Source organism: Variovorax sp. R-27 (assembly GCF_049913215.1).
GTDB lineage: Bacteria > Pseudomonadota > Gammaproteobacteria > Burkholderiales > Burkholderiaceae_C > Variovorax.
Genome location: NZ_CP183984.1, coordinates 1,666,342 through 1,687,748, shown reverse-complemented (window position 1 = coordinate 1,687,748; position 21,407 = coordinate 1,666,342). Strand labels below are relative to the sequence as shown.

Below are 21,407 nucleotides of genomic sequence, written 5' to 3'. Positions count from 1 at the left end.
CCTATTCCGCCTCGATGCCCTTGGACGCCGTCGCCCAGAGCTGGCGATCTGACCTGCCCTTCGTCGCCAGCAGGTCGGCCGCACCAGACCACACGTCGTAGCCCTGCTCGCGCAGCCGGTGCGCGATGTCTTCGCGCGCCAGCATCTTCTGCGCCGCGGCGTTCATGCGCGCGACCAGCGCAGGGTCCATGCGCGCCGGGCCGTAGAGGCCGAACCAGCCGCCCACGTCGTAGCCGGGCACGCCCGACTCGATCATGGTCGGCACATCGGGCAGCATGCGGTTGCGCTGACGCGAGGTGACGGCCAGCGCGCGCACCTTGCCCGTCTGGATGAAGGGCTTCGAGGTGGCGATGATGTCGAACATCATGGTCACGGTGCCGCCCATCACGTCGGCGAGCGCCGGTGCACTGCCTTTGTAGGGCACGTGCGTCAGCTGCACGCCGGTCATCTTCTCCAGCAGCGCACCGCTCAGGTGGTTTGAGGCGCCCACGCCCGCCGAGCCGTAGAACACCTTGCCGGGCCGCGACTTCGCGTAGGCCAGCAACTCGGCGAGGTTGCGCACCGGCACTTCGTTGTTGACGACGAGCACGTTGGTGTAGTCCACCAGCGGCGCGATGGGCGTCAGGTCCTTCATCGGGTCGAAGGCCATCTTGCGCTGCACGTTCGGGTTGATGGTGATGGTCGGGCTCGCGCCGAAGAACAGCATCGTGCCGTCGGGCGCGGCCTTGGCGACCGCGTCGCCGCCGAGCGAGCCGCTGGCGCCGGGACGGTTGTCGACGATGACCTGCGTGCCCAGCTCCTGGCTCAGCGCGGGTGCGAGCAGGCGCGCGGCGCCGTCGACCGGGCCGCCTGCGGAATAGCCGACGACGAGCTTGATGAGCGGCGGCAAGGGCTGCTGCGCGAAAGCACGGTGCGGCAATGCGGTCAGCGCCGCGCTGCCTGCCATCGCGGCCATGAGGTGTCGGCGCGAGAAGTGAGTCGATGTCATGAGCGTTGTCTCCTGTTGTGTATTTCTTCGTCGGCTACATCGCTCAGGCCGGCAGGTCGAGCACCTGGCGCGCGAGGATGTTGCGCTGTATCTCGTTGGTCCCGCCGTAGATCATTGCGGCGGTGGAGCCGATGAGCGGAGAGAGCACGTTGAAGCTCTGCCCGTCGAGCAACTGGTCGCCGGCCACGGCACCCTGCTCTTCGCCCGCCTCGACCAGCAGCGCGCCGATGCGGTGATAGGTCTCGCTCGCCCAGATCTTCAGCAGCGACACCGAAGCCGGCAGCGGCTTGCCGGCGCGCACGATGCTCGCGAAACCCGTGTAGGCGGCCGACAGGTCGAGCACGTCGAGCCGCAGCGCGGCGAAGCGCTGCGCGAACACCGGGTCGGCAAACAGGCGCCGCGCCTGCGCCAGCCGCGCCAGCTGGCCCAGCGCGTACTGCGACTGCTTGGGGCTGCCCAGGAAGATGCGCTCGAAGCCCAGCAGCGCCTTCGCAATGGTCCAGCCGCCATGCAGCTTGCCCACGAGGTTTTCTGCCGGCACGCGCACGTTGTCGAAGAACACTTCGCAGAACTCGGGCTCGCCGGCCAGCGTATGAATCGGCCGGATGGTGATGCCCGGCGTGCGCAGGTCGCACAGCAGGAAGCTGATGCCCTCCTGCTTGCGTGCGTCCTTGTCGGTGCGCACGAGCATGAAGATGTGGTTGGCGTCCTGCGCGAGCGTGGTCCAGATCTTCTGGCCGTTCACGACGAAGTGATCGCCCTGCGCGTCGCGCGCGGGCAGCGCCTCGGTGCGCAGGCCCGCGAGGTCGGAGCCGGCATTGGGCTCGGAGTAACCCTGGCACCAGACATGCTCGCCGCTCAGGATGCGCGGCAGAAAGCGCTGCTGCTGCTCGGGCGTGCCGTGCTGGATGAGCAGCGGGCCGATCATCACGATGCCCTGGTCGGGCGCGCGCGCCACGCCGTGCTGCTCCAGCTCCTCGATCCACGCGATGAGCTTGTCCGCCGGCAGGCCCATGCCGCCATGCGCCTGCGGCCACGCGGGCGCGATCCAGCCTTGCGCCGACAGCGTGAGATACCACTCGCGCATCTCGCTCCAGCGCGCGCGGTGCGAGAGATAACGCAGTTGCGGCGGATAGCGCTGCTGCAGGAAGGCGCGCACCATGCTGCGGAAGTCGGCCTCGGGCATGGCGGACCAGTCCGCGGTGCGCGGAAACTCACCCTGCCACTCGGCCGCCCCCGTCGTGGCTTCCGCATCGCCCGACAGCGACGCATGCCGGCGCTGATGCGCGCTGACGTTGCCCAGCCAGGCCGACAGGCACAGCACACGCTTGTAGAACAGGCTCAGGTCGCACTCCTGCGTGTAGCCGATGGCGCCATGCAACTGCACCGATGCTCGCGACGCCTGCAGCGCAGCGGCTGTGCAGCGCGCGTTGACGCGACTCGCCTCGGCTTCGATCCGGTCCGCCGGCAAGCCCTGTGCAGCCAGAGCCAGCACCTCGTTCAACGTGGCCTGCGCCACTTCGAGGTGGATGAACATGTCGACACAGCGATGCTGCAGCGCCTGAAAGCTGCCGATGGGCTTGCCGAACTGCGAGCGCGTGCGCAGGTAGGCCAGCGTCTGCGCCAGCATGGCCTGCCCCGCGCCCAGCAGCTCGGCCGATTGCAGGATCTGGCCGGCCGCAAGGGCATGGCGCAACGCATCCTGCGCGGCCGGGCCTTCGGCCAGCACCGCGCCGGGCGGCAACGCCACCTGCTCGAAGCGCAGGTTCGAGGCCTGGCTGCCATCGACCAGCGGCACCAGCGTTTCGGTCACGCCTTCGGTGCCGCGTGGCACCCACAGCAGCACCGCATCGTCCTCTCCGCGCGCCGACACCAGCCAGCCGCTGGCAGCCGCACCGGGCAGCACCATGAGTTTTTCGCCTTGCAGCAGCACGCCGCCTGTGTGCCCGGGCCGTACTTCGCAGCCGCAGGCCAGCGGCACCGCGCTCAGGTCGCCGGCGCTTTCCTGCCATGCCAGCGCGGGCAGGCTGCGGCCCGCGACCAATTCAGCGAGCAGGGCATCCGCGCCCGGCGTGCCGAGCCGCGCCAGCAGCAGCGCGCTGAGGCCGGCCACGGCCAGCAGCGGCTCGGGCGCCACATGCTCGCCCGCAGCCCGCAGGATCTCCGCCGCGCCGTCGAGGCCCAGCGCGAGGCCGCCGGCCGATTCGGGCGCCAGCATGCCGGGCCAGCCCAGCGCGGCGATGCCGCCCCAGCCGTCGGCCTCGTCGGCACCGGGTTGTTCCATGCATGCGCGCCGCCGCTGGATAGCGCGGCTGCGAACGAAGTAGTCGAGCGCCGATTCGCGCACTGCCGAAAGTGATTCAAGATCCATCGCCGCAGCGTGCCTGAAGACCCCGCGAGCGAGCATTTGCATTTGCCGAAGGGAGGGTTTCGCAATCAGAGAACCACCCCGCGCGAGGGCGGGCTAGATTCGCTGCCATGACGAAAATCAAGAAATCCCTGCACACCGAGCTGGGCCACAGCACGCCCGACAAGATCACCGTGCGCGGGCGCGACCTGCCTTCGGAAATCCTCGGCCACCTGAATCTCGGCGACATGGCCTTCCTGGAGCTGACAGGGCGCATCCCGACGCCGCAGGAATCCGTCACCTTCAACGCCATCGTCGTCACGCTGGTGGAGCACGGCATCACGCCCAGCGCGCTGGCTGCTCGCCTCACTTATGCGGGCGCACCCGAAGCACTGCAAGCCGCCGTGGCTGCCGGCCTTTGCGGCCTGGGCACGGTGTTCGTCGGCAGCACCGAGGGCGCCGCGAAGATGCTCTACGAAGCGATTCCCTTTGGCGAGAAGCCCACGCGCCCGCTCGCCGACATGGCAAAAGACATCGTGGCCGACCATCGCGCGCACAAGCAGATCGTGCCGGGCCTTGGCCATCCGCTGCACAAGCCCATCGACCCGCGCACGCCGCGCCTGTTCCAGATCGCGGCGGAGAACGGGCTCTCCACGCACTATGTCGCGCTGATGCAGGCGGTGCAGGAAGAAGCCGAGCGCGTGTCGGGCAAGTCGCTGCCGATCAACGCGACCGGGGCCATCGGCGCCATTGCGGCCGAGTTCGGCTTTCCGTGGAAGATCATTCGCGGCTTCGGCGTGATGGCGCGCGCCATCGGCCTCGTGGGCCACATCCTGGAGGAGATCGACGACCCGATGGCCATCGAGATCTGGCAACGCGTGGAGAAAGAAGCCGGCGGCCCCGCCAGGACTGACTGAGCAACGACCGATGAACAACGCCAACGACAAGAGCTTTCCCGACATTCGCGACGCCGTGCGCGACCTGTGCGCGCAGTTTCCCGATGCCTACTTCCGCAAGATCGACGAGGCACGCGGCTACCCCGCCGAATTCGTCGACGCGCTCACCAAGGCCGGCTGGATGGCCGCGCTGATCCCGCAGGAGTACGGCGGCTCGGGCCTGGGGCTGACCGAGGCCTCGGTGATCATGGAAGAAATCAACCGCTGCGGCGGCAACTCCGGCGCCTGCCACGGCCAGATGTACAACATGGGCACGCTGCTGCGCCACGGCAGCGAAGCGCAGAAGCGCAACTACCTGCCGAAGATCGCCAACGGCGAACTGCGCCTGCAATCGATGGGCGTGACCGAGCCCACCACCGGCACCGACACCACGAAGATCAAGACCACGGCGGTGAAGAAGGGCGACCGCTACGTCATCAACGGCCAGAAAGTGTGGATCTCGCGCATCCAGCATTCGGACCTGATGATCTTGTTGGCGCGCACCACGCCGCTGGCGGACGTGAAGAAGAAGTCCGAGGGCATGTCGATCTTCATCGTCGACCTGCGCGAGGCCATCGGCAAGGGGCTCACGGTACAGCCCATCCTGAACATGGTGAACCACGAGACCAACGAGCTGTTCTTCGAGAACCTCGAGATTCCGGCCGAGAACCTGATCGGCGAGGAAGGCCAGGGCTTCAAGTACATCCTCGACGGGCTCAACGCCGAGCGCACGCTGATCGCGGCCGAATGCATAGGCGACGGCTACTGGTTCATCGACCGGGTAACGGCCTACACCAAGGAGCGCGTGGTGTTCGGCCGGCCCATCGGTCAGAACCAGGGCGTGCAGTTTCCGATTGCCGAGGCGTTCATCGAAGTGGAAGCGGCGAACCTGATGCGCTATGAAGCCTGTCGCCTCTTCGACGCGCACCAGCCCTGCGGCGCGCAGGCCAACATGGCGAAGTACCTTGCGGCCAAGGCGAGCTGGGAGGCGGCGAACGCGTGCCTGCAGTTCCATGGCGGCTTCGGCTTTGCGTGTGAATACGACATCGAGCGCAAGTTCAGGGAGACGCGGCTGTACCAGGTGGCGCCGATCTCGACCAACCTGATCCTGAGCTACGTGGCTGAGCACATGCTCGGCCTGCCCCGTTCGTTCTGAAGGACTTCATCGCCATGAACCCAGTCGACCACCCGAGCAAGGTGCTCGCAACCTTCGCCGCTGAACTGCAGTTCGCCGACATTCCTGCCCCCGTGCTGCGCCGCACGGAAGACCTGATGCTCGACTGGCTGGGCTCGGTGCTCGCGGCCCGCACCGCACGGCCGGTGCGAAGCATCGAACGCTTTGCGCAGATGATGGGCCCCGCCGACGGACCCAGCGAGATACTGACCTCGCGCCGCACCAGCTCGCCAGTGTTCGCTGCGTTGGTCAATGCAGCGGCCTCGCATTTCGTGGAGCAGGACGACGTGCACAACGGCTCGGTGTTCCATCCAGCCGCCGTGGTGATTGCGCCTGCGCTGGCCGTGGCGCAGAGCATCGGCGCGAGCGGCGCACAGCTGCTGACGGCCGTGGTCGCGGGCTACGAGGTGGGCATTCGGGTTGGCGAATTTCTCGGACGCTCGCACTACAAGACCTTTCATACGACCGCGACTGCAGGCACGCTCGCAGCCGCCGCTGCGGTGGGCCGTTTGCTGGACCTCACGCCGCAGCAGATGCTGCACGCCTTCGGCTCGGCCGGCACGCAGTCGGCCGGCGTGTGGGAGTTCTTGCGCGACGCGGCCGATTCCAAGCAGCTGCACTGCGCGCATGCGGCAGCGAGCGGGCTGATGTCGGCCTACCTCGCGCAGGACGGCTTCACCGGCGCCGCGAAGATCCTCGAAGGCGCGCAGGGCCTGGGCGTCGGCATGTCGAGCGACGCCGACCCTGCGAAGCTCACCGACGGCCTCGGCACGCGCTGGACGCTGGCCGAGACCTCCTTCAAATACCACGCCTCCTGCCGCCACACCCACCCCGCCGCCGACGCGCTGCTGCAGGTGATGACGCAGAACAAGCTGAAGCCCACCGACGTGTCGCACGTGACCACGCACGTGCACCAGGGCGCCATCGACGTGCTGGGCCGCGTGACCGTGCCGGCCACCGTGCACCAGGGCAAGTTCTCGATGGGCACAGTGCTGGGCCTCATCGCCGTGCACGGCCGCGCGGGCCTAGGCGAGTTCGACCGCGACTTTCTCGCGCCCGAGGTCTCGGCCTTCCGCGACAAGGTGGCGATGCAGCTCGACGATGAAGTCGACACTGCCTACCCCGCACGCTGGATCGGCAAGGTCAGCGTGCAGACAACCGACGGCCGCACGCTGCAGGGCCGTGTGGATGAACCGAAGGGCGACCCCGGCAACAGCCTGGACCGCGCGGAAATCGAGGACAAGATGCAGCGCCTGGCGCACTACGGCGAAGGCGTGACGGCAGAAGAAGCGAAGGCGCTGTGCGAGCGGGTCTGGCAACTGGCCGATACGCCGCGCGTGGGGCGCTGGCTTATCGGCTGAAGCGGCTCAGGCGAACAGGCGTCCCTGGCCGGGCACGCGCGGATCGAGCCCGGCGGTGCCGACGAGGTCCCAGAAGCCTGCGGGCGAACTCGAGACCACGGGCACCCGCAGGCGCGCTTCGACTGCGCGCACCGCATCGAGCGTGACCAGCCCGCCGCAAGAGATGAGAATGCCGTCGGCGCCGGGCTGGGCATCGAAGACCTTCAGGCACAGATCGACCAGCACCTGCGTCGGAACTTCGCCCACGGCCTTCACGTCGGAGATGGAAAGGCCTTCGAGCGCGAGGGGTTCGAAGTCGCTCTGTTCCAGGTACTTGCGCAGGTGCAGGTTGACTTCGTCGATGTACGCGGTGGCCACCGCCACGCGCCGCACTCCGAGGTGACGCAGTGCGCCGACGATGGCGTTGCTCATGGTGGTGCAGGGCAATCCAGTGGCACGCGCCATCTCGACTTCGAGTTGCCGGTTGAAGGCCGCACCGCGAAAGAAGCTCAGCGAGGTGCCCATGAGCGAGACCGCGCTCACGCCCTCCTCCTTGAGCGCCACGGCTTTCTCGACCACGGAGTCGATGACGTCGAGATAACCGCGTGTCGAGATTTCTCCAAGGCCCAGGCCTTTGGCACTGAAGCGGATGCGTTCGCCGTAAAGCAGCGGGCCGTCTACCGGCACTTCGCCGGCTGCGGGGGGGACGATCAGGCCCAGGTGAGGTGTGGTCATTTCGATGGCTCCATGCTTTTTTTGGCTCTTGTTTCGGGGTATGTGCACAGGCCACCGGGTACTCCCCTCCGCGAATGTCCCCCGGCCTGCGGCCTCCTCCTTTATTTCGCTGCGGGGAGCACCCGGCGCCCTGTGCACCGGACGTGCTGTCGGTTTGCGGCTGATTAACCAGTGCTCTGAACGATCACGACGGCGGGGTGCCTTGCGCAGCGAAATAAAGGAGGAGGGGCGAAGCCCCGGGGGACATTCGCGGAGCAAGGTACCCCGTCGGCGTGAGCGCCCCACGAACAAAAAAACTCAATTCCCCTCAGCCACGATGCGCTGATCAGAAATGATCTTCTTCCACCGAGAAGTCTCCGCAGCCATGTCCTTCCCAAGCTGCGAAGGCGTTGCATAGGCACGCAGCGTGCCCTGCGCCGCGGCAGCCGTGCCGGCCTCCGGCGTATCGAGCACCGACTTCACCGCAGCCGACAGCTTCTCGACCACATCGTTCGGCGTGCCCGCGGGTGCCAGCACAAAGATGCGCGGCGCCACATCGAACCCCGGCAGCGCATCGGCCAACGGCGGCACGCTCTCCGCGCCTTCCAGCTTGGCCGTGTTCATCAGCGCCACCGCGCGCAGCTTGCCCGCCTTGGCCTGCGCCATGCCCGCCGTCGCGCTCACCACGCCAAGAGGAATCTGCCCGCCGATCACGTCCGGCACGATCTGCGCGGCGCCGCGGTACGGCACATGCACCACCGAACTGCCGGTGGCCTGCTTGAGCATCTCGAAGCCCAGATGCTGCACCGTGCCGACACCCGACGTGGCATACGAATAGCGCGAGGCATTGGCCTTGAGCTCCTTCACCAGCTCGGCCGGCGTCTTCGCGGGAAAGTCGTTGTTGGCGACGATCATCAGCGGCGAGATGAAGGCGCCCGCCACCGGCTTGAAGCTGGTGAGCGGATCGATGCCGATCTTCGGCTGCAGCAGCTTGGCAATGAGCAAGGCGCTGTCGCCCATCATCAGCGTGTAGCCGTCGGGCGGCGCCTTGGCGACGAACTCGGCCGCGATGAGCCCCGTGGCGCCGGTGCGGTTCTCCACCAGCACCTGCTGGCCCAGCACGGCCGACAGGCGCACGCCGAGCAGGCGGGCCACAGCATCGACACCGCCGCCGGCCGAATAGCCGACCACGAGGCGAATCGGCTTGTCGGGGTACTTCTGGGCCCAGGCCACGGGCGCCGCGAGGGTGAACGCACCCGCAAGGCCCAGGGCCGCCATTGCGCGCAGTGCATGGCGGCGCGCGGGTCGAATCGCTTGTCTGGCTTTCATCTTGTCTCCGTTGTCTTGGTCGGAATCGCCGGCCGTCTGTCGCGGCCTGGTCGTGAAGGAAAGTGTTGCCGGAAGGCAGCGCCTGGCCGCTCAGGCCTTGCCCTTGCCGTGCGAGGTCGGCAGCTTCGCCAGCTCGCGCACGCGGTCGGCATTGGGTGTGAAGCCCAGGCCCGGTGTCTCGGGCAGCGTGAGCCAGCCCTGGTCGGGCACCGGCAGGCCGTCGAATATCTGCTTGAGCATCTGCACCGCGACGTAGTGGTACTCGACCAGCCCGCCGTTCGACACGCCCGCATGCAGATGCATGTTGTGGAAGGGCCAGGCGCCACCGTTGTCGATGGGCACGTTGAAGGCCTGCGCCATGCCCGCGATCTTCAGGCACTGCGAGTAGCCGCCCGAGATGGTCACGTTGGGCTGCAGCACGTCGGCTGCCTGGTTCACCAGCAGGTCGCGGAAGCGGAAGGCCAGCCCCTCGTTCTGGCCGCAGGCGAGCGGAATACGGGTGCGCGCGCGCAGCTGTGCCATCTGGCGCACGTCGTTCTGCGTGAGCGGCTCCTCGAAGAAGCTGATGCCGTAGGGCTCGATGCGTTGCGCGAGTTCGGTGGCGTGAAACAGGTCGAGACCGCAGTTGGCGTCGACATACAGCTTCACGTCGGGGCCCACGGCCTCGCGCACAGCGGCGACGCGGCGCACGTCTTCGGCGATGACTTCGTCAAGCGGACGCGGCTCGTCGCGGCGCGCGAGTGCGTGGTTGCCGACGGTCATCTTCAGGCGCTGGAAGCCCTGCGACACCCACAGCTTCGCGGCGGCCGCGAGCTGGTCGCGCTCGAAGAAGCCGAAGCCGAAGGTGGCGTACACCGGCACCTTGGCGCGCGCGCCGCCGAGCAGGCGCCACAGCGGCTGGCCCAGCGCGCGGGCCTTGATGTCCCACAGCGCGATGTCGAGCGCTGCGATGGCATGACTGGCGTAGCCGGTCTGGCCGCGCGGCGAGAGCAGCCAGTAGAGCTTGTCCCACAGGCGTTCGGTGGCCATCGGGTCTTCGCCGATCAGCGCGGGGCCCGCCACCTCGCGCACGGCTGCGGCAACGATTTCTTCCTCGGTGATGGCAGTCATGCCGTGGCCGACGAGGCCGGTGTCGGTCTCGATCTCTGTGAGGCACAGCGACAGCGAGGTCTGCTTGTTCAGGCCGACCACGTCGATGGTGACGGGAATGTTCAGCGGCGTGGCGCTGACGCGAACGATCTTCAAGGGTGTCTCCTTTGGTTTGCGCGATCTTTGCGCGCGGGCCGCGAGAGAACAATTCGTTTTTGGCGGGCGCGAGGCTTCGCGCGGCGCGAAGCCTCGTGCTCAGTCTGGCCGGCCGAGGTGCTCCAGCACCGAGCGCGCAGCCACGGTCAAATCTTGCTGCCTGCGCACGCACAGCAGGTGGCGGCGCATGGCCCAGGGTGCATCGAGCTTCAGGCAGCGCAGCTTCAGTATCTGCAGCTGCGGCAGGATGGCCGCATAGGGCAGCACGCCGATGCCCACGCCCTGCTCCACCATGCGGCACACCATGTCGAAGCTGCCCACCTGCATGCGCACCTTGAGCGGCACCTGCGCCTCCAGCGCAGCGGCCAGCAGCACGCGGTGCAGGGCCGTGCCTTCGCGCACCACGATATGGTCGTGGCGCAGCACCTCGTCTACATCGATGCGCTTGCGCCGGGCCAGTGGGTGGTCGCGCGCGATCACCACGGCCAGCTCGTCGTTGCGGTAGGGCAGGCATTCGAGGCCGTCGGCGGACGTGTTGCCCTCGATCACGCCGATGTCGGCCAGGCCTGCCTGCACGGCCTTCACTACCTCGGTGCTGGCGCGCTCCTGCAGGTCGATCTTCAGCACCGGGTGCAGCCGCAGGAAGGAGCCGATCTGCGCCGGCAGAAACTGCGCGATGGTCGATGCATTGGCCGTGATGCTGACCACGCCCGCCACGCCGTTCTGGAAATCGTCGAGCTCGGCGCCGAGCCGGTCCATGGCCGAGAGCACCGCGCGCGCATGCAGCAGCAGGCCATGCCCCGCCGACGTGAGCGTGACGCCGCGCGCATGGCGCACCAGCAGCGGCAGCCGCGCGCGGGCTTCAAGATCGGAGATTCGTTTGCTGGCCGCCGCGAGCGCGATATGGCAGCGCTTGGCGCCCTCGCTGATGCTGCCGTGATCGGCCACGGCCACGAACAGGCGCAGCGACTTCAGGTCGGCGGACATGATGGCCGCGCCCTCAATGCGCGACGAGGTGGTCGAACAGCTCGCGCGCCGAGGCCGGCAGCTGCTCGCGGTTGCGCGCGATCAGCTTCAGCTCTCGCTCGGCCCATGCATCGCTGAGCGCCACGGTCGAGATGCGCATCGCCATCGATAACCGCTGCGCAGAAGACGCCGGCAGCACGCCGACCCCCACGCCCGCCTCGATCATCAGGCAGATGGCCTCGAAGCTGCTGACCTGGATGCGCGGGTTGAAGCCCCGCCCCGCGAGCTCGGCGCGGCGCTGCAGGAAGCGGTGGATGGCGCTGCCGTGGTGCAGGCCCACGTGCTGCTCGTCGAGCGTGTCGGCAAAGGCCACTGAAGACGCGCCCGCGAGGTGGTGCGTGGTGGGCACGACCAGCACGAGCTGGTTGCTGCCGAACGGCCGTGCATCGAAGTCACCCGTGTGCACGTCGCCGGCGAGGATGCCGATGTCGGCCTCGCCGTCTGCCACCGCGCGCACGATTTCTTCGCTCAGGTATTCGCGCAGGTCGACCTGCACGGCCGGGTGCTGCGTGAGAAAGCCCGCGAGCTTCTGCGGCAGGTACTCGGTGATCGAGGTGGTGTTGGCGAACACGCGCACATGGCCCTTGATGCCCTTGCCGAAGTCCTGCATGTCGCAGCGCAGGTGCTCCATCTGCTGCATCACGCGCTTGGCGTGGTACAGCACCGCCTGCCCCGCGGCAGTGAGGCTCACGCCCTGCGCGCTGCGGTGCAACAGCTTGCCTCCCACGGCCTCTTCCATCTGCTTGATGCGGGTGGAGGCGGCGGCCAGCGAGATGCAGGCCTTCTCGGCGCCGCGCGTGAGGCTGCGCGCGTCCGCCACATAGACGAACAGTTTCAGGTCGAACAGGTCGAAGTGCAGGTTCACCGGGCGCGGGCATCAAAGAGGAAGGGAACGCGCATTGTCCGGCGAATGGTGCCGTGCGTACCCTCTTGCGGGTTTCTCCTCAGACCGGGTCCCAGCTGAACACGTCGGCCGAGCGGTCCAGCGGGAAGAAGCTGGCGCGCATTGCGGGCATGGCGTGCTCGGCGATGCTCTGCGGCGTCCAGCCTTCGGAGCGGTGGATGGAGCGCACCGGGCGCGGCTGGCTGATGAGCGAGATCTCGTTGTTGCGCACCGAAAAGATCTGGCCGTTGACCCCGCCAGCCGCATCGCTCGCAAGGTAGACGGCGAGCGGCGCGACCTTGGCGGGCGTCATCTGCTTGATCTTGTCGACGCGGGCGCGCTGCTCGTCGGTGTCGGTGGGAATGGCGCCGATCATGCGGCTCCAGGCAAAGGGTGCGATGCAATTGGAGCGCACGTTGAATTTCTGCATGTCGAGTGCAATCGACTTCGACAGCGCCACGATGCCGAGCTTGGCGGCCGAATAGTTGGCCTGGCCGAAGTTGCCGATGAGGCCCGAGGTCGAGGTCATGTGCACCAGCGCGCCCGAGTTCTGCTCCTTGAAATGCGTGGCTGCCGCGCGGCTCACGTAGTAGGAGCCGTACAGGTGCACCTTGAGCACCGAGTCCCACTCGTCGACCGACATCTTGTGGAAGAAGCGGTCGCGCAGGATGCCGGCGTTGTTGACTACCACGTCGATGCGCCCGAAGCTGTCGACCGCGCACTGCACGATGCGTGCCGCGCTGGCGGCGTCGGCCACGTTGTCGGCGTTGGGAACAGCCTGCCCGCCGGCCGCGCGGATCTCGTCGGCCACCTGCTGGGCCGGGCCTGCGCTGCGGGTTGGGCCGCCGCCTTCGGCGTCGAGTGCGCCATCGAGCGCGGCGCCGATGTCGTTGACCACCACCTTCGCACCGTGGGCCGCCATGGCCAGCGCAATGTCGCGCCCGATGCCGCCGCCCGCGCCCGTGACGACGACCACTTTTCCTTCAACCATGTTTGTCTCTGCTCCGGATGTTCCGCTCGCGGGTTCGCGGGCGAATTTCAGAATGCCACAGGCGGGGCAGGAGCGGGTTTCGGGTTTCCGAAGAGGGGCTTAAGGGCTGCTTCGGCTTACTGCCGCGCCGTGCGGATATTCAACGGCAGCGCCTGCGGCCAGCTCGTACGGAACGGATTGATGTCCAGCCCGCCACGACGCGTGTAGCGCGCATACACCATGAGCTTGGTCGGCTTGCAGCGGCTCCAGATGTCCGTGAACATGCGCTCGGCGCAGGGCTCGTGGAATTCGTTGTGGTTGCGAAAGCTCACGATGTACGCCAGCAGCCCGGCCTGGTCGATGGGCGGGCCGCTGTAGCGGATCTGCACGCTGCCCCAGTCGGGCTGGCCGGTGACGAGGCAGTTGCTCTTGAGCAGGCGGCTGGTGAGGGTTTCGTTCACGTGCACCTGCGTGGCGTCGCTGCTCAGCAGCTCGGGGGCGGGCTGGTAGTGGGTGCACTCGATGTCGAGGCGGTCGAGGTCGAGGCCGTCGAGTTCGTGCACCGGCTCGCGGTCGAACATGTCGGGCGCCAGCAGATTCACGCCGATGCCGGCCGACTGGTCGCTGCCGCGCCATGCGGCCTCCGACAGGTCGGCGCGCAGGCGCTCGCGCACCGCGTCGATGCTCGCGAACTGGCTGTTGTTGAAGCTGTTGAGATAGAGCTTGAAGCTCTTGCTCTCGATGATGTTGGGCGTCTCGCACGGAATGGTGAAGTGCGCGATGGCCAGTTGCGGCTTGCCGCGCAGGTTGAGCCAGCTCACTTCGAAGGCGCTCCAGAGGTCGGCGCCGAAGAACGGCAAGGCGCCGGCCTTGATGCCCATGGCCTCGCGCTGCGTGGCGCGCGCGATGGGAAACAGCAGCGTGGGGTCGTAGTGGTCGGCGTAGGCCGAGGCGCGGCCGAGCTGCGATTGCTCGGGCGTGTTGGGGTTCGTCGGGTCGTGGCTCATGGCTTGGCTTCTCTGGATTCCGCCGCGTGCGCGAACGGAGCAATGTGGTTGGCGAGGATGGTGCACACCTCGGGCGGCAGGTCATGACCCATGCCGGGAACGGAGACGAATTTCGAGCCCGGAATGCGTTTGGCAGTGTCCTCGCCGCAGGCGATGGGCACGAGCGCATCGGCCTCGCCGTGCAGCACCAGCGTGGGCGACTGGATGCGCGGCAGCACCTGGGGGCGGTCGGCATCGGCGCCGATGGCCAGCATCTGGCGCATCAGGCCTGCCGGGTGGTAAGAGCGCCGCATGCTGAAGGTGAGGCGCTCGGCCAGGTCTTCATCGCTTTGCGGATAGGCGGGGCTCTGGATGAGCCGCAGCAGCCTGATGCTGTGCGCGACCAGTTCGGGCTCGCTGCTGCCCGACGGACGGCGCATGAGCATGGAGGTGACTTCGCGGCGCGGCCCGGGCAGGCCGCGCGCACCACTCGAACTCATGATGCTCACGAGGCTGGTCGCGCGTTGCGGCGCGCTGGCGGCCAGGCGCTGGGCGATCATGCCGCCCATGGAGGCACCGACGATGTGGGCCTTGGCTATGCCCAGTGCGTCGAGCACGCCGAGCGAATCGAGGGTCATGTCCTGCAACGTGTAGGCCGAGCGCACCTTCAGGCCGAGGCGGTGGCGAATCGTTTCCCACACCAGGTTGCCGACGCCCGCGTGGTCGAAGCCCTGGCTCAGGCCGATGTCGCGGTTGTCGTGGCGCACCACGCGAAAGCCCGCCTCCACCAGTTGCTGCACGAAGCCGGTGGGCCAGGCCACCAGCTGCATGCCCAGGCCCATGATGAGCAGAATGACAGGGCGCCCTTCGCCTCCGGTGTCGTCGACTTCGATCTGCAGCCCGTTGGCGGTGACTTTCATTGGTTCCCTGGTCTTCTTTCTCTGGTCTTCTATTTGAACTCGCGCTCGCGCAGCCACTTGGTGGCAACCCACTTTTCGCCCGCCAGCACCGGCGCGCCGCCGTGCAGGGTGCGGGTGACGGGGTCGGGCCGGTCGTAGCTGAAGAACACGCCGCAGCCGCGCACGGGCGCCACTTCGAGGCCCACGTCGGGGAAGGTGGTGGCGCCGCCGCCCTCGGGCTCCTGCAGGTACATCACGAGCGTGGCGACGCGCTGGCCGCCGCGCTTGAGGATGGTGGGCGTGCCCGGCTCGTTCGGGTCGAAGTAGTCGTAGTGCGGGCGGTACTGCGCGCCGGGGGCATAGCGCAGGATCTGCAGGCCTTCGCCGAATTCGAGCGGCCAGCGCAGCAGCGCTGCGATGCGCTGCTCCAGGCGCGCGACGATCTCGTTCTCGCCACGTTCGAAGAACATGCCGTCGCTGGTGCGATCGACGTTGAGTACCTCGCCGCCGGTGCGCGTCTCCACGGTGAGCGAGCGCGCAAGCCGCACGCGCGCAGCGGCGATCAGACCTTCACACTCTTCGCCAGACAGCAGGTTGCCGAAGACGATGACACGCGGATGCCGCATGGTCTGCAGCACCTGCACGCGGCGGTCGCCTGCGTCGAGGTGCAGCGGCGCGCCATCGAGGTCGGGGCCGGGCATTTCCGTGTGCACGGGCGGCAGGGCCACTTCCACGTTGGGGAAGCCGGCTTCGAGCTGGGCCAGCGCCGTGTCGGCGGCGGCATCGTGCCAGCCGGCCGCGCGCATGGACGCACGCAGCGCCGGCACCGAGTGCCCGGCCGCGAGCTGGGCCACCAGCCACTCGCGCAGTTCCGGACTGATTGGTTGGGACATCAGACTTTTCTCCTGAACACCAGCCTTTCGGCGGTTGACACCTGAGCGTCGAAACCATAACCCTCGAGATCGAACTTTTCCAGTGCCTTGGGCGTGGCCGCCTTGTGCTGCACGGCCCAGCGCGCCAGCAGCCCGCGAGCACGCTTGGCGAAGAAGCTCACGATCTTGTACTTGTCGCCCTTCCACTCCTCGAACACGCATTCGACCACACGGGCCTTGAGCACCTTCTTGTCGACCGATTTGAAGTACTCCTGCGAGGCGACGTTGACGACCACCGGGGTGCGATCGGCCGCCAAGCGCTCGTTCAGGTGCTCGGCGATGCGCGAGCCCCAGAAGGCGTACAGGTCCTTGCCGTGGCGGTTGGCCAACTGGGTGCCCATTTCGAGGCGGTAGGGCTGCAGCAGGTCAAGCGGGCGCAGCAGGCCGTAGAGGCCGCTGAGGATGCAGACATGGTCTTGCGCCCAGTCGAGCTGCGCCCTGGTGAGGGTGCGGGCGTCAAGGCCGCCGTAGACGTCGCCGTCGAAGGCGAAAGCGGCCTGGCGGGCGTTCTTCGCGCTGCTCTTGCTGGACCAGGCCTCGTAGCGGGCCACGTTCAGGGCCGAGAGCTTGTCCGACAGGTGCATGAGTTCAGAAATCTGCTGGGGCGACTTCTCGCGCAGCAGCTTGATCAGCTCGACCGAAGGGCCGCGCGGAGACTCGAAATGGGGTTGGGTGGCGGGGAGTTCGGAGGGGAGCGGGGTGTCGTAATCGAGCGACTTTGCAGGGGAAAGCAGGAAGAGCATCCCGGAATTATCAGTGGCTGCCGTGACGCCAGGCCGCCCCGGTAAAATCGCGGGCTATCCCACCCTGTCCCCCAACGGCTCCCTGAAGGGCCGTTCTGCATTTCCCATGAGCGAACCCATCACCCCTTCCGCCCAGCCCGGCCTCGACAGCCTGTCGAAATCGTTCGAACCCGCCGCCATCGAGGCGCACTGGGGCCCGGAATGGGAGAAGCGCGGCTATGCCAAGGCCGGCTTCCGCGGCACGCAGCAACCCAAGGAAGGCGCAGAGTCGTTCGCGATCCAGCTGCCGCCGCCCAACGTGACGGGCACGTTGCACATGGGCCATGCGTTCAACCAGACGATCATGGACAGCCTCACGCGGTATCACCGCATGAAGGGCGACAACACGCTGTGGGTGCCGGGCACCGACCACGCCGGCATCGCAACGCAGATCGTGGTGGAACGCCAGCTGCAGGAGCAGAAGGTCAGCCGCCATGACCTGGGCCGCAAGAACTTCGTGGCGCGCGTGTGGGAGTGGAAAGAAAAGTCGGGCAACACCATCACCGAGCAGATGCGCCGCATGGGCGACACGGTGGACTGGAGCCGCGAATACTTCACGATGGACGACGACCTCTCGGCGGTCGTGACGCAGACCTTCGTGAAGCTGTACGAAGAGGGCCTCATCTACCGCGGCAAGCGCCTGGGCAACTGGGACCCGGTGCTCAAGACCTCGGTGAGCGATCTCGAAGTCGAGAGCGAAGAAGAAGACGGCTCGCTCTGGCACATCGCCTACCCGCTGGAAGACGGCAGCGGCACGCTGACCGTGGCCACCACCCGGCCCGAAACCATGCTGGGCGACACGGCCGTGATGGTCCACCCGGAAGACGAGCGCTACAAGCACCTGATCGGCCAGCACGTGAAGCTGCCGCTGGTGGACAAACTCATCCCAATCATTGCCGACGACTACGTCGACAAGGAGTTCGGCACCGGCGTGGTGAAGGTCACGCCCGCCCACGACTACAACGACTACGCAGTCGGCCAGCGCCACAAGCTCGAGATGATCGGTGTGCTGACGCTGGACGCGACCATCAACGACAACGCACCCGAGAAGTACCGAGGCCTCGACCGCTTCGTGGCGCGCAAGGCCATCGTGGCCGACCTCGACGCGCTGGGCCTGCTCGTCGAGGTGAAGAAGCACAAGCTGATGGTGCCGCGCTGCGCGCGCTCGGGCGCCATCGTCGAGCCGATGCTCACCGACCAGTGGTACGTGGCCATGACGCGCCCCGGCGTCGACGGCCAGTCGATCGCGCAGAAGGCCATCGACGTGGTGAAGTCGGGCGAAGTGCGCTTCGTGCCCGAGAACTGGGTCAACACCTACAACCACTGGATGGAGAACATCCAGGACTGGACCATCTCGCGCCAGCTGTGGTGGGGCCACCAGATCCCGGCCTGGTACGACGAGGAAGGCAATGTGTACGTGGCCGAGAACGAGGCCGATGCACAGGCCAAGGCGCCGGGCAAGAAGCTCGTGCGCGACGAGGACGTGCTCGACACCTGGTACTCGTCGGCGCTGGTGCCCTTCTCTTCGCTCGGCTGGCCCGCGAAGACGCAGGACCTCGACCTGTACCTGCCCTCGACCGTGCTGGTGACGGGCTACGACATCATCTTCTTCTGGGTCGCCCGGATGATCATGATGACCAAGCACTTCATCGGCAAGGTGCCCTTCAAGCACGTGTACATCCACGGCCTGGTGCGCGACGCGCAGGGCAAGAAGATGAGCAAGTCCGAAGGCAACGTGCTGGACCCGGTCGATTTGATCGACGGCATCGAGCTGCCCGAGCTGCTGGACAAGCGCACGCAAGGCCTGCGCAAGCCCGAGACGGCGCCTGCGGTGCGCAAGAACACGCAGAAGGAGTTTCCGGACGGCATTCCGGCCTTTGGCGCCGATGCGCTGCGCTTTACCTTCGCTTCGCTGGCTTCGCTGGGCCGCAGCATCAACTTCGATTCGAAGCGTTGCGAGGGATATCGCAACTTCTGCAACAAGCTGTGGAACGCCACGCGCTTCGTGCTGATGAATTGCGAAGGCCAGGACTGCGGCCTGCTGGAGCACACGAAGGAAGAGTGCAAGGTCGGCGGACCGGCGCATGGCTACCTGAAGTTCAGCCGCGCCGACTACTGGATCGTGTCGCAACTGCAGCGCGTGGAGGCCGAAGTGGCCAAGGGCTTCGAGGAATACCGCCTCGACAACGTGGCCAATGCGATCTACCAGTTCGCCTGGGACGAGTTCTGCGACTGGTACCTGGAAATCGCCAAGGTGCAGATCCAGACCGGCGACGATTCGCAGAAGCGCGCCACGCGCCGCACGCTGATCCGCACGCTCGAAACGCTGCTGCGCCTGGCGCACCCGGTGATTCCGTTCATCACGGAAGAGCTGTGGCAGAAGGTGTCGAAGGTTGCAGGACGTGAGGGCGAGTCGATCATGATCGCGGCCTATCCGAAGAGCCAGCCGGAGAAGATCGATGAAGCGGCCGAGGCGCATGTGGCGCGGCTGAAGGCGCTGGTCGATGCATGCCGCACGCTGCGCGGCGAGATGAATGTTTCGCCAGCCACGCGCCTGCCGCTCTACGCAGTGGCCGACGACGCCGAGGGCGCGGCCTTCCTGCGCGAATCGGCGCCGGTGCTGCAGGCACTCGCCAAGCTGAAGGAAGTGAAGGTCTTCGACGACGAGGCCTCGTGGTCGGCCGCGGCCGAAGCGGCGCCGGTGGCGGTGGTGGGTGCAGCACGCCTGTGCCTGCACATGGAGATCGACAAGGCTGCGGAGAAAGTTCGCATCGGCAAGGAAATCGCGCGCATCGAAGGCGAGATCGCCAAGGTGCACGGCAAGCTCGGCAACGAAGCCTTCGTCGCAAAGGCTCCGCCGGCCGTGATCGAGCAAGAACGTAAACGTCTGACTGACTTCACGGCCACTCTGGAGCGTTTGCGCGACCAGCTTGTGCGCCTCGGCTGACAGACGCAGGGCTTTGAGGGCGTTTAGGATTCCAGGAGCGGCTGCGCGCCGCTGCGCCTCCTAACTCCCCTCTTCAAGAAAGACGCTGAGCTGCCCATGTCCACTTCCTCGACCCGCATCCGCAAGGCCGTATTCCCCGTTGCAGGCTTTGGTACTCGCTTCTTGCCAGCCACCAAGGCGCAGCCGAAGGAAATGCTGCCGGTGGTCGACAAGCCGCTGATCCAGTACGCCGTCGAAGAGGCGTACGCCGCGGGCATCCGCGACATGATCTTCGTGACCGGCCGCAACAAGCGCGCCATCGAGGATCACTACGACACCGCCTACGAGCTCGAAAGCCAGCTCGAGGCCAGCGGCAAGACCGCCCTGCTCAACATCGCGCGCTCGGTCATGCCCGACGACATGACCTGCTCCTACGTGCGCCAGCCGCGCATGCTGGGCCTGGGCCATGCGGTGCTGTGCGCCGAACACCTGGTGGGCAACGAACCCTTCGCCGTGCTGCTGGCAGACGACCTGATGGTCGGCCCCGATGGCGGCGAGCCCGTGCTGGCGCAAATGACCGCAGCTTTCGCCCGCCTCGGCGGCTCGCTGCTGGCAGTGCAGGAAGTGCCGCTCGCGCACGTCAAGCGCTACGGCATCGTGGCCGGCGACGCGGTCGAAGAAGGCCTGATAAAGGTCAACCGCATGGTCGAGAAGCCTAAGCCCGAAGACGCGCCTTCGCGCCTGGGCGTGGCGGGCCGCTACATCCTGACGCCGGGCGTGTTCGACGAAATTCGCAACCAGCCAAAGGGCGCTGGCGGCGAGATCCAGCTGACCGACGGCATCGCGGCGCTGATGAAGAAGGAATCGGTCTACGCCTATTCGTACAAGGGCATCCGCTACGACTGCGGCAGCAAGGAAGGCTTTCTGCAGGCGTCGGTGGAACTGGCGCTGGCGCACCCCGAAGTGGGCGCGGAATTCCGCGAATACCTCAAGAGCCTGAAGCTGTAATCGCCTCGTCTCTGCTTCGAGGTGCCATCACGAACAAAGGGCCGCTGCTGCGGCCCTTTTCTTTTGTTTCTTTTGCTTCGTCAGCGGCGCTTGAGCACGTGGATGAAGTCGCTGCCGACGGTTTCCTGCTCCATCAGCTCGTTGCCCGTCTGGCGCGCAAAGGCCTGAAAGTCGCGGATCGACCCCGGATCGGTCGACACCACCTTCAGCAGTTGCCCGCTCGCCATTTCGTTGAGCGATTTCTTCGCCTTGAGAATGGGCAATGGGCAGTTCAGCCCGCGCGTGTCGAGCTCGCGGTCAACTTGCATTGCCCGGCTCCGGCGGCAGGCTCAGGCCGCGGCGGCGCTCTTCGTTTTCCGCGGCGGTGAAGAACACGGGCTCGTGCCCGCGCGTGCGCAGCCAGTCGGCCAGCGCATAGCCGGTGCCGGCGGGCCAGCACCGGAGATCGGGCAGGTCGTAGAGGCGGTAGTCGACCAGTTCGGGCGAGAGCTTCACGTCGCCATCGGCCACCACGTGGTACGCGATGATGATCTGGTTCATGCGCTGGAAGTCGTACGCACCGACGAGCTTGGTGGCGCTGACGTCGAGGTTGGTTTCTTCTTTCACCTCGCGCGCAACGCCCTCTTCGGGCGTCTCCCCGGCTTCCATGAAGCCGGTGATCAGCGCGAACATCTTGCCCGGCCATGCCGCATTGCGCGCCAGCAGCACCTGGCCGCGGTACTCGACGATGGCCGCGAGCACGGGGGTCGGGTTGTTCCAGTGGGTGTGGCCACAGTTGGGGCAACGCAGGCGCTCCTTGGGGCCGCCGTCTTCCATCAACGCGATCCACTCGAGCGGCGTAGCGCAGACCTGGCAAAACTTGGGATGGGGCATGGGGGTCTCTTTTCTTTTTTGTGGCTGCCTGAGCGCCTTGAGCGGGCGCT

General features: G+C 66.9%; 19 protein-coding genes. 5 read left to right on the top strand and 14 right to left on the bottom strand.

Features of this window, described 5'->3' with window-relative positions; genetic code table 11:
* Position 1 precedes the first annotated feature (1 nt).
* Together ACN9MV_RS07575 and ACN9MV_RS07570 are read right to left on the bottom strand one after the other, a co-directional pair.
* On the bottom strand, positions 2–988 hold the full coding sequence (locus ACN9MV_RS07575) for a Bug family tripartite tricarboxylate transporter substrate binding protein (protein ID WP_093172312.1): 987 nt from the start codon (positions 986–988) through the stop codon (positions 2–4).
* 43 nt (positions 989–1,031) lie between these two features.
* Positions 1,032–3,359 carry an acyl-CoA dehydrogenase gene (locus ACN9MV_RS07570; RefSeq protein ID WP_093172314.1) on the bottom strand — a complete coding sequence of 776 codons (2,328 nt, stop codon included), beginning with the start codon at positions 3,357–3,359 and terminating at the stop codon, positions 1,032–1,034.
* Between the two features lie 107 nt (positions 3,360–3,466).
* Between ACN9MV_RS07570 and ACN9MV_RS07565 the strand changes: the two genes are divergently transcribed.
* Genes ACN9MV_RS07565 through ACN9MV_RS07555 form a run of 3 tightly spaced genes read left to right on the top strand, consistent with a single transcriptional unit; the run spans position 3,467 to position 6,805 of the window.
* On the top strand, positions 3,467–4,252 hold the full coding sequence (locus ACN9MV_RS07565) for a citryl-CoA lyase (protein ID WP_093172316.1): 786 nt from the start codon (positions 3,467–3,469) through the stop codon (positions 4,250–4,252).
* A gap of 10 nt (positions 4,253–4,262) precedes the next feature.
* On the top strand, positions 4,263–5,426 hold the full coding sequence (locus ACN9MV_RS07560; RefSeq protein ID WP_093049052.1) for an acyl-CoA dehydrogenase family protein: 1,164 nt from the start codon (positions 4,263–4,265) through the stop codon (positions 5,424–5,426).
* Positions 5,427–5,440: 14 nt separating this feature from the next.
* On the top strand, positions 5,441–6,805 hold the full coding sequence (locus tag ACN9MV_RS07555) for an MmgE/PrpD family protein (RefSeq protein ID WP_426391737.1): 1,365 nt from the start codon (positions 5,441–5,443) through the stop codon (positions 6,803–6,805).
* 6 nt (positions 6,806–6,811) lie between these two features.
* Here ACN9MV_RS07555 and ACN9MV_RS07550 read toward each other — a convergent pair whose 3' ends face one another.
* From ACN9MV_RS07550 to yaaA, 10 genes are all read right to left on the bottom strand, one after another.
* Positions 6,812–7,519: an arylmalonate decarboxylase gene (locus tag ACN9MV_RS07550; RefSeq protein WP_426391736.1), complete on the bottom strand. Its 708-nt coding sequence runs from the start codon at positions 7,517–7,519 to the stop codon at positions 6,812–6,814.
* Positions 7,520–7,816: 297 nt separating this feature from the next.
* Positions 7,817–8,827 (bottom strand): Bug family tripartite tricarboxylate transporter substrate binding protein, encoded by a 1,011-nt coding sequence (locus ACN9MV_RS07545; RefSeq protein WP_093172321.1) that lies wholly within the window; start codon positions 8,825–8,827, stop codon positions 7,817–7,819.
* Between the two features lie 90 nt (positions 8,828–8,917).
* Complete coding sequence (locus tag ACN9MV_RS07540) at positions 8,918–10,072, bottom strand: mandelate racemase/muconate lactonizing enzyme family protein (RefSeq protein WP_426391735.1); 1,155 nt, start codon at positions 10,070–10,072, stop codon at positions 8,918–8,920.
* A gap of 99 nt (positions 10,073–10,171) precedes the next feature.
* Positions 10,172–11,059 carry a LysR family transcriptional regulator gene (locus tag ACN9MV_RS07535; protein ID WP_093075728.1) on the bottom strand — a complete coding sequence of 296 codons (888 nt, stop codon included), beginning with the start codon at positions 11,057–11,059 and terminating at the stop codon, positions 10,172–10,174.
* Between the two features lie 13 nt (positions 11,060–11,072).
* The gene (locus tag ACN9MV_RS07530; protein ID WP_093049037.1) at positions 11,073–11,963 is read right to left on the bottom strand and encodes a LysR family transcriptional regulator; all 891 of its coding nucleotides are present in this window, start codon (positions 11,961–11,963) and stop codon (positions 11,073–11,075) included.
* 79 nt (positions 11,964–12,042) lie between these two features.
* Complete coding sequence (locus ACN9MV_RS07525) at positions 12,043–12,972, bottom strand: SDR family NAD(P)-dependent oxidoreductase (protein WP_093172327.1); 930 nt, start codon at positions 12,970–12,972, stop codon at positions 12,043–12,045.
* 116 nt (positions 12,973–13,088) lie between these two features.
* On the bottom strand, positions 13,089–13,958 hold the full coding sequence (gene queF, locus ACN9MV_RS07520) for an NADPH-dependent 7-cyano-7-deazaguanine reductase QueF (RefSeq protein ID WP_093049031.1): 870 nt from the start codon (positions 13,956–13,958) through the stop codon (positions 13,089–13,091).
* On the bottom strand, positions 13,955–14,857 hold the full coding sequence (locus ACN9MV_RS07515; protein WP_426391734.1) for an alpha/beta fold hydrolase: 903 nt from the start codon (positions 14,855–14,857) through the stop codon (positions 13,955–13,957). Before ACN9MV_RS07515 ends, queF begins: the two co-directional genes overlap by 4 nt.
* A gap of 29 nt (positions 14,858–14,886) precedes the next feature.
* Positions 14,887–15,729: a 2OG-Fe(II) oxygenase gene (locus ACN9MV_RS07510; RefSeq protein WP_093049025.1), complete on the bottom strand. Its 843-nt coding sequence runs from the start codon at positions 15,727–15,729 to the stop codon at positions 14,887–14,889.
* A complete protein-coding gene (gene yaaA / locus ACN9MV_RS07505) occupies positions 15,729–16,511 on the bottom strand; it encodes a peroxide stress protein YaaA (RefSeq protein WP_307613700.1) in 783 nt (260 codons plus the stop codon). The genes ACN9MV_RS07510 and yaaA overlap by 1 nt, the downstream gene beginning before the upstream one ends.
* A gap of 106 nt (positions 16,512–16,617) precedes the next feature.
* On the opposite strand from yaaA, the gene ACN9MV_RS07500 reads away from it, so the two are divergent.
* Positions 16,618–19,497 (top strand): valine--tRNA ligase, encoded by a 2,880-nt coding sequence (locus ACN9MV_RS07500; RefSeq protein ID WP_426391733.1) that lies wholly within the window; start codon positions 16,618–16,620, stop codon positions 19,495–19,497.
* A gap of 96 nt (positions 19,498–19,593) precedes the next feature.
* Positions 19,594–20,484 carry a UTP--glucose-1-phosphate uridylyltransferase GalU gene (galU, locus tag ACN9MV_RS07495; RefSeq protein ID WP_093075739.1) on the top strand — a complete coding sequence of 297 codons (891 nt, stop codon included), beginning with the start codon at positions 19,594–19,596 and terminating at the stop codon, positions 20,482–20,484.
* 80 nt (positions 20,485–20,564) lie between these two features.
* Here galU and ACN9MV_RS07490 read toward each other — a convergent pair whose 3' ends face one another.
* Positions 20,565–20,792 carry a sulfurtransferase TusA family protein gene (locus ACN9MV_RS07490; RefSeq protein WP_056509850.1) on the bottom strand — a complete coding sequence of 76 codons (228 nt, stop codon included), beginning with the start codon at positions 20,790–20,792 and terminating at the stop codon, positions 20,565–20,567.
* Entirely contained in the window at positions 20,782–21,357 is a 576-nt protein-coding gene (locus ACN9MV_RS07485) for an NUDIX domain-containing protein (RefSeq protein WP_426391731.1), read from the bottom strand. Before ACN9MV_RS07485 ends, ACN9MV_RS07490 begins: the two co-directional genes overlap by 11 nt.
* Positions 21,358–21,407: the final 50 nt, after the last annotated feature.

Bases quoted from the DNA above. Each gene is read 5' to 3' on its own strand.
- ACN9MV_RS07575 (WP_093172312.1), bottom strand. From the start codon at position 988: ATGACATCGACTCACTTCTCGCGCCGACACCTCATGGCCGCGATGGCA.
- ACN9MV_RS07570 (WP_093172314.1), bottom strand. From the start codon at position 3,359: ATGGATCTTGAATCACTTTCGGCAGTGCGCGAATCGGCGCTCGACTAC.
- ACN9MV_RS07565 (WP_093172316.1), top strand. From the start codon at position 3,467: ATGACGAAAATCAAGAAATCCCTGCACACCGAGCTGGGCCACAGCACG.
- ACN9MV_RS07560 (WP_093049052.1), top strand. From the start codon at position 4,263: ATGAACAACGCCAACGACAAGAGCTTTCCCGACATTCGCGACGCCGTG.
- ACN9MV_RS07555 (WP_426391737.1), top strand. From the start codon at position 5,441: ATGAACCCAGTCGACCACCCGAGCAAGGTGCTCGCAACCTTCGCCGCT.
- ACN9MV_RS07550 (WP_426391736.1), bottom strand. From the start codon at position 7,519: ATGACCACACCTCACCTGGGCCTGATCGTCCCCCCCGCAGCCGGCGAA.
- ACN9MV_RS07545 (WP_093172321.1), bottom strand. From the start codon at position 8,827: ATGAAAGCCAGACAAGCGATTCGACCCGCGCGCCGCCATGCACTGCGC.
- ACN9MV_RS07535 (WP_093075728.1), bottom strand. From the start codon at position 11,059: ATGTCCGCCGACCTGAAGTCGCTGCGCCTGTTCGTGGCCGTGGCCGAT.
- ACN9MV_RS07525 (WP_093172327.1), bottom strand. From the start codon at position 12,972: ATGGTTGAAGGAAAAGTGGTCGTCGTCACGGGCGCGGGCGGCGGCATC.
- queF (WP_093049031.1), bottom strand. From the start codon at position 13,958: ATGAGCCACGACCCGACGAACCCCAACACGCCCGAGCAATCGCAGCTC.
- ACN9MV_RS07515 (WP_426391734.1), bottom strand. From the start codon at position 14,857: ATGAAAGTCACCGCCAACGGGCTGCAGATCGAAGTCGACGACACCGGA.
- ACN9MV_RS07510 (WP_093049025.1), bottom strand. From the start codon at position 15,729: ATGTCCCAACCAATCAGTCCGGAACTGCGCGAGTGGCTGGTGGCCCAG.
- yaaA (WP_307613700.1), bottom strand. From the start codon at position 16,511: ATGCTCTTCCTGCTTTCCCCTGCAAAGTCGCTCGATTACGACACCCCG.
- ACN9MV_RS07500 (WP_426391733.1), top strand. From the start codon at position 16,618: ATGAGCGAACCCATCACCCCTTCCGCCCAGCCCGGCCTCGACAGCCTG.
- galU (WP_093075739.1), top strand. From the start codon at position 19,594: ATGTCCACTTCCTCGACCCGCATCCGCAAGGCCGTATTCCCCGTTGCA.
- ACN9MV_RS07490 (WP_056509850.1), bottom strand. From the start codon at position 20,792: ATGCAAGTTGACCGCGAGCTCGACACGCGCGGGCTGAACTGCCCATTG.
- ACN9MV_RS07485 (WP_426391731.1), bottom strand. From the start codon at position 21,357: ATGCCCCATCCCAAGTTTTGCCAGGTCTGCGCTACGCCGCTCGAGTGG.